Source organism: Kitasatospora sp. NPDC091276 (assembly GCF_040684355.1).
Classification (GTDB): Bacteria; Actinomycetota; Actinomycetes; order Streptomycetales; family Streptomycetaceae; genus Kitasatospora.
Genome location: NZ_JBFBFU010000017.1, coordinates 111,530 through 123,067 on the forward strand (window position 1 = coordinate 111,530; position 11,538 = coordinate 123,067).

Below are 11,538 nucleotides of genomic sequence, written 5' to 3' on the forward strand. Positions count from 1 at the left end.
GTCACGGCCCGGCGGCCGCAGACCCGCCGGGTGGACGACGCGCCCTGTGCCCCGCTCCACCCTCGACCGCCGTGCCACGACCGTGCCGCACGGCGGAGCTAGGAGTCATGCCCCGGTGACCACCGCCCCCGCTCCCCGCCCCCGCCGGGCCCTGCTGCGCGCCGCGATCCTCCCGGCCGGACTGGCCGCCTCGCTGGTGCTCGTCCCGCTGCCGGCCGCGAACGCCGCGCCCACCGCCGCGAACGCCGCCGCCCCGGCCGGGCCGACCGAGGCCGGACCGCTGCGCATCCACGACATCCAGGGCACCACCCGGATCTCCCCGCAGGCCGGGAAGCCCGTCACCGGCGTGCCCGGCGTCGTCACCGGCGTGCGCGCCTACGGCAGCGCCAAGGGCTTCTGGATGCAGGACCCGAACCCCGACGCCGACCCGGCCACCAGCGAGGGCATCTTCGTCTACACCGGCGGCAACCCGACCGTGAAGGCCGGCGACTCGGTCCTGGTCAGCGGCAAGGTCACCGAGTACTACCCGAACTTCGCGGGCGGCTCGCAGTCCGTCACCGAGCTCACCGGCCCCGCCGTCACCGTGCTGTCCTCCGGCAACCCGCTGCCGGCCCCGGTGGTCGTCGACACCCGCAACATCCCCGGCACCTACGCCCCGCCGGCGCCCGCGGGCGGCAGCATCGACGCGCTGCCGCTCGACCCGGAGAAGTACGCCCTGGACTTCTACGAGTCGCTGGAGGGCATGCTCGTCCAGGTCAAGGACGTCCGGGTGATACAGGCGACGGACAAGTACAACGAGCTGTGGGTCGCCGCCGACCGGCAGGACCAGCGCAGCAAGCGCGGCGGCGTGCTGTACGAGTCGTACGCGGAGCCCAACGTGGGCCGCCTGATGGTGCAGCAGCAGGCGGCGGTCACCCCGCAGCAGCCGTTCCCGGCGGCCAACGTGGGCGACGTGCTGACCGGCACCACCACCGGCCCGCTGGACTACAACCAGTTCGGCGGCTACACCCTCGTCGCCGGCACCCTCGGCACGCTCCAGGACAACCACCTCCAGCGCGAGGTCACCGCCAAGGCGGCCGACCGCGAACTCGCCATCGCCACGTACAACGTGGAGAACCTGGCCCCCGGCAACCCGGACGCCAAGTTCGCCGAGCTGGCCCAGGGCATCGTCACCAACCTGCGCTCGCCCGACATCGTCGCCCTGGAGGAGATCCAGGACAACAACGGCGCCAAGAACGACGGCACGGTCGACGCGAGCCAGACCGTGGCCAAGTTCATCGCCGCGATCAAGGCGGCCGGCGGCCCGGCGTACGACTGGCGCTCGATCGACCCGCAGGACGGCAAGGACGGCGGCGAGCCGGGCGGCAACATCCGGCAGGTGTTCCTGTTCAACCCGCAGCAGGTCTCCTTCACCGACATCCCCGGCGGCGCCGCCACCAGCGCCGTGGACGTCGCCGGCAGCGGCGCCACCACCGCGCTGACCGCCTCGCCCGGCCGGATCGCCCCGACCGACGACGCGTGGACCAACAGCCGCAAGCCGCTGGTCGGACAGTTCTCCTTCCGCGGCAAGAAGGTCTTCGTCATCGCCAACCACTTCAACAGCAAGGGCGGCGACCAGGGCATCGACAGCCGCTTCCAGGCCCCCACCCGCAGCTCCGAGGTGCAGCGGGTCAAGCAGGCCACCATCGAGCAGGCCTTCGTCGCCAAGCTGCTGGCCGCCGACAAGGAGGCGCGCGTCGTCTCGCTCGGCGACTTCAACGACTACCAGTTCTCGCCCGCGCTGGCCGCGCTCACCAAGGACGGCGTGCTGCGCGACCTGGTGAACGAACTGCCGGAGACCGAGCAGTACTCGTACGTCTACCAGGGCAACTCGCAGGTGCTGGACCACATCCTGGTCAGCCCCGAGGTCGGCTACGCCAAGTACGACGTGGTGCACATCAACGCCGAGTTCGCCCAGCAGGCCAGCGACCACGACCCGCAGGTGGTCCGCATCAAGCCCTGAGCGTCAAGCCCTGACCGGTCCGCATCAAGCCCTGAGCGTCAAGCCGTGACCGGTCTGCATCAGGCCCTGACCTGCGGCTATGCTGCCTTCGCCGGAGGTGACCACCGCCGGCGAAGGCGGCTGCGGCAGTGGGGGTCGGAGAGCATGCGGTACCGGATCGAGCGGATGGGGGCCGAGGACTGGCAGCGCCTGCGGAAGGTGCGGCTGGCCCAGCTCCTCGACTTCCCGATAGCCTTCGGCGAGACCCACGCCGCGGCGCAGGCCCTGGGCGAGGCCGACTGGCGGGCCCGGACGGCGCGGGTGAACGAGCCGGGCAGCGTCGGCCTGGTGGCCGTCGACCCGGACGGCGAATGGGTCGGCACGATGCTCTCCGTCCCCGACCGGGACCAGGCCGCGACCGCCGTCCTGATCGGCGTCTGGGTGGCCCCGGAACACCGCGGCCGCGAACGCGGCGTGACGGACGCCCTGTTGGACGCCGCCACCGACTGGGCCCGCACCGAGGGCGGCGCCAAGCGGATGCTGCTCGGCGTGCACGAGGCGAACGCCCGCGCCGCCGCCTTCTACCTGCGCCGGGGCTTCACCTACACCGGCGGGGAGACCCCGTACGGGCTCGACCCGCAGGCCCGCATCCTGGAGATGGCCCTCCCGCTGGACTGAAACGCCCTGAGGCCGGCCGAACGGCCGTTCCCGCGAAGCGGGTTGGGCGGAAAAGCGCGGGCCCCGAGCGCGCCCGCGCCCTAGGATCGACGGTCATGGTTGATCTCTATCCTCCGACGAGTCCCTACGGCCACGGTTTCCTCGACACCGGAGACGGCAACCGGGTCTACTACGAGCAGCTCGGCAACCCCGAGGGCAAGCCCGTCCTGTACGTCCACGGCGGCCCCGGCGCGGGGACGCCGGACCGGCCCACCCGGGCGTGGGATCCGGAGTGCTACCGCGTGATCCGCTACGACCAGCGCAACTGCGGCCGCAGCACCCCGCACGCCGGCGACCCGGCGGCGGACATGAGCCTGAACACCACGCAGCACCTGATCGACGACATGGAGCGGCTGCGCCAACACCTCGGCATCGAGCGGTGGTTGCTGAACGGCGCCTCCTGGGGTTCGACCCTCCTGCTGGCCTACGCGCAGCAGCACCCCGAGCGGGTCAGCGAGATCATCATCCAGGCGGTGACGACGACCCGCCGGGCCGAGACCGACTGGCTCTACCGGGGCGCCGGGTCCTTCTACCCCGAGGCGTGGGACCGGTTCCGCGAGGGCGTGCCCGAGGACGAGCGGGACGGCGACCTGCTCGCCGCCTACGCGCGGCTGATGGAGAACCCCGACCGGGCGGTCCGGGCGAAGGCCGCCGCCGGCTGGCTCGCCTGGGAGGACGCGGTCATCTCGAACGAGCCCAACGGCTCTCCCGGCATGTACAGCGCCCGGGAGGTCGACGAGCAGATCGCGTTCGTCCGGATCTGCGCCCATTTCTTCAGCAACGGCGCCTGGCTTGAGGAGGACCAACTGCTGCGCAACGCCCACAGGCTGGCCGGGATCCCGGCGGTGCTGGTGCACGGCCGGCACGACATGGGCTGCCCGGTGCAGACGGCCTGGGAGCTGGCGAAGGCGTGGCCGGGCGCGCGGCTGCACATCTCCGAGGACTCGGGGCACATCGGCAGCGAGGAGATGAAGAACACCGTCCGGGAGGCCATCGAGGAGTTCAAGCACCGCTGATCCTGCTCGGGTTCCGCCACTCGTCGATCACGACTCGATGCCCTCCCGGGTACGGGCTCACAGCCAGCGGTCGTACCAGGCGCGGACGCGCCGGAGGGCGTCGAGTTGATGGGCGCGCTCGCGCAGCCCGTGGCCCTCCCGGGGGTAGACGACGAACTCGTGCTCGACGCCGAAGTGGCGCAGTGCGCGATGGAAGTGGACGGCCTGGCCGAGGGGGACGTTGGTGTCCTGCTCGCCGTGCAGGATCAGGACCGGGGTGCGGATCCGGGACGCGTAGGAGATCGGGCTGTTCCGGTCGTGGAGGTGCGGTCCCGGCCCGTTCCAGCCGGTGCTGCCGCCGAGCGCCGCGTCCATGACTCCCCACTCGCCGGTCCCGGCCTGCATGCCCCAGTCGGTGATGCCCGCGCCCATCATGGCGGCCTTGAACCGCCCGGTCTGGCCGATGGCCCAGGCCGCCATGAAACCGCCGTGGCTCCAGCCGGAGATGCCCAGGCGTTCGGGATCGGCGACTCCCTCGGCGACCAGCAGGTCGATCCCGGCGAGGATGTCGGTCCACTCGTCGCCGCCCACCGCGCCCGCCACCACGGCGGCGAATTCATGGCCGTGGCCCGACCCGCCCCGGGGATTGGGCAGGAAGACCGCGTATCCGGCGGTCGCCAGCCACTGGCCGCAGTCGACCGCGGTGAGCGTGAACTCGTCGGCATGGCGGAAGTAGGGGCCGCCGTGGACCATGGTGACGAGCGGGAACGGGCCCTGGCCCCGAGTCCGGCCGGTCGGCAGGATCAGCAGGCCGTCCAACTGGAGTCCGTCGGACGCCTGGTAGCCGAGCCGTTCCTGGGCGCCCCAGCGGATCCCGCGCAGTTCGGGGCTGGTGTCGCTGAGCCGGAGCAGTGGCCCGCCCGTGGGGCCCGCGTGGACGTTCCTGGGCTCGCTCGCGGTGCTCAGCAGCACGGCGAGGGTCGCTCCGGAGCGACTCGCAGTGAGCCCGGCGAGCGTGCCGGGCGTGCCGAACGTGCCTGGCGTGCCGGGCGTGCCGAACGTGCCTGGCGTGCCGGGCGCGCAGGACAACCGGTGGAACCGCAGCGACTGCGGATCGAGCCGGTACAGCGCGGTGTCCAGCCCGTCGGCGAACAGCGCCAGCGGCGGCCCGTCGGCGACCTGCACCAGCTCGGTGGGGCAGGCGGACATGCCGACCGTGAGATCGCGCTGTTCGACGGTCGGGCCGGTCGCCGGCGGCACGGTGTCGATCACGGCGAGCGCGCCGACCAAGTGCCCGGGGGTCACCGCCAGGTGGGCCAGATGCCATCCACCGTCGTGATGCCACCAGACCGGGGACCGGGCCTCGAATCCGACCGGGCCCAGGTCCTGGACGGCTCCCGTCTCCGGGGCGACCAGGTGCAGTCCTGCCGTCGTCACGCCGGGGTCGAGCTCGGGGGTGGCCCAGCTCAGCACGGCCAGCGGGCCGCCGTCCGGACGCTGGGCCACCTCCACGACATGGCGGTCTCCGAGGCCGTCCACGGTGCGGACCACGCCGGTCGCCAGGTCGAGCAGGCGCAGCCGGGTGGCGGGGAGGTGCCGGCCCCAGACCTTCGCGTCGTCACCCTCGGCCTCCCGGCGTTCGTCCTCCGGGGTGGGCTCGTCCTCGGCGAGCAGCGCCACGGTGCGGCCGTCGGCGAGCGGGTAGTGGTCGCAGATGCCCCCGCGCCACCTGGTCAGGGGCTCCGCCTGGGCGATGTCCCCGCTGCCGTCCGGAAGGATCCGCCGGAGTTGAGCGCTGCCCCGCTCCTCGCGGTCGGAGGTGAGAAACAGAGAAGCCGAGTCCGGCGCCCACCTCGGGGCGGCGGCGCGGGCCGTGCCGTCGGTCAGCCCGCGCGGGGCGGCGCTGCCATCGACGGCGGCGACCCAGACGGAGCTGTGCGGACGTCCGTCCCTTCCACTGTTCGCGACCACGCCGTAGGCGACCAGGCGACCGTCCGGCGAGATGGCCGGCGCCACGGGGGCGGCCATGTCCACCACCAGTTCCGCGGTGAGCAGGCGGGTCGAGTCGGGAGCCGGTCGCGGTGCGGGATGCGGCATGCGGACTGCCTTTCACTCGCCAGTACGACGGACGGACATCGTGTCGCACCGACGGGCCGGTGTCAGTCGGGTTTCGGAGAATCGGGCCGTACGCGGCCCTGTCGAGTGTGGCCACCGGCTCGAAACAAGCAGGCGTGATTGCTTTTTTTCGCACCCGGTGCCACGCTGCTGCCCGGCGGCGCTCGTGTGGGGGCGTCGCCAACCCGTCGGCAGGGGAGGCGCTTTGGCGCGCGAACGCTCGGTACTGCGGGTCGGCAACGCCTCGGGGTTCTACGGGGACCGCTTCGCGGCGGTGCGGGAGATGCTCACCGGCGGGCCGCTGGACGTGCTCACCGGGGACTACCTGGCGGAGCTGACCATGCTCATCCTGGCCCGGGACCGCCTGAAGGACCCGTCCCTCGGCTACGCCCGGACGTTCCTGCGGCAGATGGAGGAGTGCCTCGGCCTGGCGCAGGAGCGCGGGGTGAGGATCGTGGTGAACGCGGGCGGGCTGAATCCGGCCCGGCTCGCCGCCGAACTGCGGAACCTGGCGCAGCGCCAGGGCCTCGCGGTGGCCGTCGCCCACGTCGAGGGGGACGACCTGCTGCCGCGCAGGAGCGAACTCGGCTTGCCTGACGGCCTGTTGGCCGCGAACGCCTACCTCGGCGGCTTCGGGGTGGCGGCCTGCCTGGCCGCGGGCGCCGAGGTGGTGGTCACCGGGCGGGTCACCGACGCGGCGCTGGTCGCCGGGCCCGCGATCGCCCACTTCGGCTGGACGGCGACGGACTTCGACGCCCTCGCCGGGGCGGTGGTCGCCGGGCACGTGCTGGAGTGCGGCGCCCAGGCGACGGGCGGGAACTACGCGTTCTTCCGCGAGCACGACGTCACCCGCCCGGGCTTCCCGATCGCCGAACTGCACGCTGACGGCTCCAGCGTGATCACCAAGCACCCGGGCACCGGCGGCGCCGTCACCGCGGGCACCGTCACCGCCCAACTCCTGTACGAGACGGGCGGTGCGCGCTACCTGGGCCCGGACGTCACCGCCCGGCTGGACACCGTGCGGCTCGCCGAGGAGGGGCCGGACCGGGTCCGGATCGACGGGGTGCGCGGCGAGGCGCCGCCGCCCACGCTGAAGGTGGGCCTGAACCGGCTCGGCGGCCACCGCAACGAGGTGGTGTTCGTCCTCACCGGCCTCGACATCGAAGCCAAGGCCGACCTGGTGCGGCGGCAGTTCCTGGACGCCCTGCCGCCCGCCGCCCGGCCCGCCGAACTGCGCTGGACGCTCGCCCGGACCGACCACCCGGACGCCGGCACCGAGGAGGCCGCCTCCGCCCTGCTCCGGCTCACCGCCCGCGACCCGGACCAGGCCAAGGTCGGGCGCGAACTGGGGAAGGCCGCCGTGGAGTTGGGGTTGGCCGGCTACCCGGGCTTCCACCTCACCGCGCCGCCAGGCCCCGGCGCGCCGTACGGGGTGTTCGCCGCCGCGTACGTCGACGCCGAGGTCGTCGAGCACACCGCCGTGCTACCGGACGGCCGCCGGCTCGCCGTCCCGCCGGCCCCGGTGGCGAGCCGGCCGGCCGAGACCTCCGAAGAGCCGACGCTCCCCGCAGCACTCCCCGCAGCACTCCCAACTGGACTCCCAGCTGCACTCCCCGCAGAACCCCCCGCCGGCCCGCGTCGCCGCGCCCCGCTCGGCCTGGTGGCCGGCGCCCGCAGCGGCGACAAGGGCGGCGACGCCAACCTCGGCGTCTGGGCCCGCTCCGAGGCGGGATGGCGCTGGCTCGCCCACACCCTCACCGTCGACAAGCTGCGCGAACTCCTGCCCGAGACCGCCGACTTGCCCGTCACCCGGCACCTGCTCCCGAACCTGCGCGCGGTCAACTTCACCCTCACCGGCCTGCTCGGCGAAGGCGTCGCCGCCCAGCACCGCTTCGACCCGCAGGCCAAGGCCCTCGGGGAGTGGCTGCGCTCCCGCCACCTCGACATCCCGGAGGCCCTGCTGTGACCGTGCTGCCCACCCGCGTCGACCCGGCCGGGCCCGAGTACGCCGAGTACCGCGCCGCGATGCTCGCCAAGCTCGCCGGGCTGGACGCCGAGCACGCCAAGGCGCTGGCCGGCGGCGGCCCCAAGTACGTGGACCGCCACCGCGCCCGCGGCAAGCTGCTGCCGCGCGAGCGGATCGAGCTGCTGGTCGACCCGGACTCGCCGTTCCTGGAGCTCTCGCCGCTGGCCGCCTGGGGCAGCGACTACCCGGTGGGCGCGGCGCTGGTCACCGGCATCGGCGTGATCGAGGGCGTGGAGTGCCTGATCACCGCCAACGACCCGACCGTGCGCGGCGGCGCCAGCAACCCGTGGACCCTGCGCAAGGCCCTGCGCGCCAACGAGATCGCGTTCGACAACCGCCTCCCGGTGGTGAACCTGGTCGAGTCCGGCGGGGCCGACCTGCCCAGCCAGAAGGAGATCTTCATCCCCGGCGGCGCGCTGTTCCGCGACCTCACCCGGCTCTCCGCCGCCGGAATCCCCACCGTGGCCGTGGTGTTCGGCAATTCGACGGCCGGCGGCGCCTACGTCCCCGGCATGTCGGACCACACCGTGCTGGTCAGGGAGCGCGCCAAGGTGTTCCTCGGCGGCCCGCCGCTGGTCAGGATGGCCACCGGTGAGGAGGCCGACGACGAGTCGCTCGGCGGCGCCGAGATGCACGCCCGCACCTCCGGTCTGGCCGACCACTTCGCGGCGGACGAGGCGGACGCGCTGCGGCTGGCCCGCCGGATCGTCGCCCGGCTGGACCACCGCAAGCCGGGCCCGTCGCCGGACCGGCTCGCCGAGCCGCCGAAGTACGACGAGGAGGAGCTGCTGGGCATCGTCCCGGGCGACCTCAAGGTGCCCTTCGACCCGCGCGAGGTGATCGCCCGGATCGTCGACGGCTCCGACTTCGACGAGTTCAAGCCGCTCTACGGCACCAGCCTGGCCACCGGCTGGGCCCGGCTGCACGGCTACCCGGTCGGCGTGCTGGCCAACGCGCAGGGCGTGTTGTTCAGCGCGGAGTCCCAGAAGGCCGCCCAGTTCATCCAGTTGGCGAACCAGCGGGACATCCCGCTGCTGTTCCTGCACAACACCACCGGCTACATGGTCGGCCGGGCGTACGAGCAGGGCGGCATCATCAAGCACGGCGCGATGATGATCAACGCCGTCGCCAACTCCCGGGTGCCGCACCTGTCGGTGCTGATCGGCTCGTCCTACGGCGCCGGCCACTACGGCATGTGCGGGCGGGCGTACGAGCCGCGCTTCCTGTTCGCCTGGCCGAGCGCCAAGTCCGCGGTGATGGGCCCGCAGCAGCTCGCCGGGGTGCTGTCGATCGTCGCCCGGCAGTCGGCCGCCGCGAAGGGGCAGCCGTACGACGAGGACGCGGACGCGGCGATCCGCGCCATGGTCGAGCAGCAGATCGAGGCCGAGTCGCTGCCGGTCTTCCTGTCCGGGCGGCTGTACGACGACGGCGTGATCGACCCGCGCGACACCCGTACGGTGCTCGGCCTGTGCCTGTCCGCGATCCACAACGCGCCGGTCGAGGGCGCGCGCGGCTACGGCGTCTTCCGGATGTGAGACCGAGCTGTTCGACCGAGCTGTTCGACCGAGCTGCGAGACGGAGCTGCGAGACGGAGCTGTGAGGCGGAGCTGTGAGGGGCACCCGAGACATGATCACCAACCTGCTGGTCGCCAACCGTGGCGAGATCGCCCGCCGGGTCTTCCGCACCTGCCGGGCCCTGGGCGTCGCGACCACCGCCGTCCACTCCGACCCGGACGCCGGGGCCGCGCACGTCCGTGAGGCCGACGCGGCCGTGCGGCTGCCCGGCGCCGCGCCCGCCGACACCTACCTGCGCGCCGACCTGATCGTCCGCGCCGCGCTGGCGGCGGGCGCGGACGCCGTCCACCCCGGGTACGGATTCCTGTCGGAGGACGCCGGGTTCGCGCAGGCCGTGCTGGACGCCGGGCTGGTCTGGGTCGGCCCGCCGCCGGCCGCGATCGCCGCGATGGGCTCCAAGACGGCCGCCAAGCGGCTGATGGCCGCGGCCGGGGTGCCCGTGCTGGACGCCCTGACCGACCCCACCGAGGCCGACCTGCCGCTCCTGGTCAAGGCGGCGGCGGGTGGCGGCGGACGCGGCATGCGGGTGGTGCGCACGCTCGCGGAGCTCCCCGGCGAACTGGCCGCCGCCCGCGCCGAGGCGGCGAAGGCCTTCGGCTCGGACGAGGTGTTCTGCGAGCGCTACCTGCCCGCCGGGCGGCACGTCGAGGTCCAGCTGCTGGCCGACGCGCACGGCACGGTCTGGGCGGTCGGCGACCGGGACTGCTCGCTCCAGCGGCGGCACCAGAAGGTGATCGAGGAGGCCCCGGCCCCCGGCCTGCCCGAGGCGGTGCGCGCCGGGCTGCACGCGGCGGCCGTCAGCGCCGCCCGGGCGATCGGCTACACCGGTGCCGGTACGGCCGAGTTCATGCTCGGCGAGGACGGCCGGTTCCACTTCCTGGAGATGAACACCCGCCTCCAGGTCGAGCACCCGGTCACCGAGGCGGTCACCGGACTGGACCTGGTGGCGATCCAACTCGCCGTCGCCGAGGGGGAGCGGCTGCCCGGGCCGGTCCCGCCGCCCGCCACCGGCTGCGCGATCGAGGCCCGGCTGTACGCGGAGGACCCGGCGAAGGACTGGCAGCCCGCCACCGGCACCCTGCACCGCATCGAACTCACCGTGCCGCACGAGGAGTTCGGCGGCCGGGGCGTCCGGCTGGACTCCGGCGTGACGGCCGGCGACGAGATCACCCCGCACTACGACGCGATGCTCGCCAAGGTGATCGCCTGGGCGCCGACCCGCGCCGCCGCCGCCCGCCGGCTGGCCGACGCGCTCGCCCGCGCGGAGGTCCACGGGCCCGCCACCAACCGGGAGTTGCTGGTCCGCGCGCTGCGGCACCCGGCCTTCCTGGCCGCACGCCTGCACACCGGCTTCCTGGCCGAGCACGCGGCCGAGCTCACCGCCCCGGACGGCAGGGAGACCGCGCGCGCCGCCCTGGCCGCCGCCCTCGCCGACGCCGCCGCCCGGCGCGCCGGGCCGCACGGCGCACTGCCGTCGGGCTGGCGCAACCTGCCCTCACAGCCGCAGTCCAAGCGCTACCGTACCGACGACGGCGCCGAGTTGGAGGTCCGCTACCGCCTCACCCGGGACGGCCTGCGGGCCGACGACCACCCGCGGACGGAGCTCCTGGACGCCTCGCCCGAGCAGGTCACGCTGCGCGAGGGCGCCGTCCGGCGCGGCCACCGCGTCGCGCGCTACGGCGACCGGGTGTACGTCGACACCCCGAACGGCGGCATCGCGCTCACCGCCCTGCCGCGCTTCCCCGACCCCGCCGCCCGGGCGGACCCGGGCGCGCTGCTCGCCCCGATGCCCGGCACCGTCGTGCGCACCACCGCCGCCGTCGGCGACACCGTCACCGCCGGTCAGCCGCTGCTGGTCCTGGAGGCGATGAAGATGGAGCACCGCGTCACCGCCCCCGCCGACGGCGTCCTGGTCGAACTCCACGCCGCCCCCGGCCGGCAGGTCGAACTCGGCACCCTGCTCGCCGTCGTGCAGCCCGAGGCCGGTCCCGCCGCCGAGCCCACCGCCGAGCCGACCGCACCAGCCGCCGTCCAGCCCACCGCCGAGCCGACCGCACCAGCCGCCGTCCAGCCCACCGCCGAGCCGACCGCACCAGCCGCCGTCCAGCCCACCGCCGAGCCGACCGCAC

Annotated in this window: 7 protein-coding genes; 6 read left to right on the forward strand and 1 reads right to left on the reverse strand. The window is 74.1% G+C overall.

Annotation, left to right across the window (positions count from 1 at the left end; genetic code table 11):
* Positions 1-115: 115 nt before the first annotated feature.
* The 3 genes from AB0O19_RS22105 (at position 116) to pip (ending at position 3,714) form a co-directional block, all read left to right on the forward strand.
* Positions 116-2,002, forward strand: coding sequence for an endonuclease/exonuclease/phosphatase family protein (locus AB0O19_RS22105; protein ID WP_363621628.1), 1,887 nt, complete (start codon positions 116-118; stop codon positions 2,000-2,002).
* A 45-nt stretch (positions 2,003-2,047) separates the two neighbouring features.
* On the forward strand, positions 2,048-2,659 hold the full coding sequence (locus AB0O19_RS22110; protein ID WP_363621629.1) for a GNAT family N-acetyltransferase: 612 nt from the start codon (positions 2,048-2,050) through the stop codon (positions 2,657-2,659).
* A gap of 95 nt (positions 2,660-2,754) precedes the next feature.
* Positions 2,755-3,714 carry a prolyl aminopeptidase gene (gene pip / locus AB0O19_RS22115; protein WP_363621631.1) on the forward strand — a complete coding sequence of 320 codons (960 nt, stop codon included), beginning with the start codon at positions 2,755-2,757 and terminating at the stop codon, positions 3,712-3,714.
* 57 nt (positions 3,715-3,771) lie between these two features.
* On the opposite strand, the gene AB0O19_RS22120 is transcribed toward pip, so the two are convergent.
* Positions 3,772-5,790: a S9 family peptidase gene (locus AB0O19_RS22120; protein ID WP_363621633.1), complete on the reverse strand. Its 2,019-nt coding sequence runs from the start codon at positions 5,788-5,790 to the stop codon at positions 3,772-3,774.
* A 223-nt stretch (positions 5,791-6,013) separates the two neighbouring features.
* On the opposite strand from AB0O19_RS22120, the gene AB0O19_RS22125 reads away from it, so the two are divergent.
* From AB0O19_RS22125 to AB0O19_RS22135, 3 genes are all read left to right on the forward strand, one after another.
* Entirely contained in the window at positions 6,014-7,774 is a 1,761-nt protein-coding gene (locus AB0O19_RS22125; RefSeq protein WP_363621635.1) for an acyclic terpene utilization AtuA family protein, read from the forward strand.
* The gene (locus AB0O19_RS22130) at positions 7,771-9,369 is read left to right on the forward strand and encodes a carboxyl transferase domain-containing protein (RefSeq protein WP_363621637.1); all 1,599 of its coding nucleotides are present in this window, start codon (positions 7,771-7,773) and stop codon (positions 9,367-9,369) included. The genes AB0O19_RS22125 and AB0O19_RS22130 overlap by 4 nt, the downstream gene beginning before the upstream one ends.
* 92 nt (positions 9,370-9,461) lie before the next feature.
* Positions 9,462-11,538 (forward strand): biotin carboxylase N-terminal domain-containing protein (locus AB0O19_RS22135; RefSeq protein WP_363621639.1); only part of this gene is annotated, 2,077 nt, incomplete at its 3' end.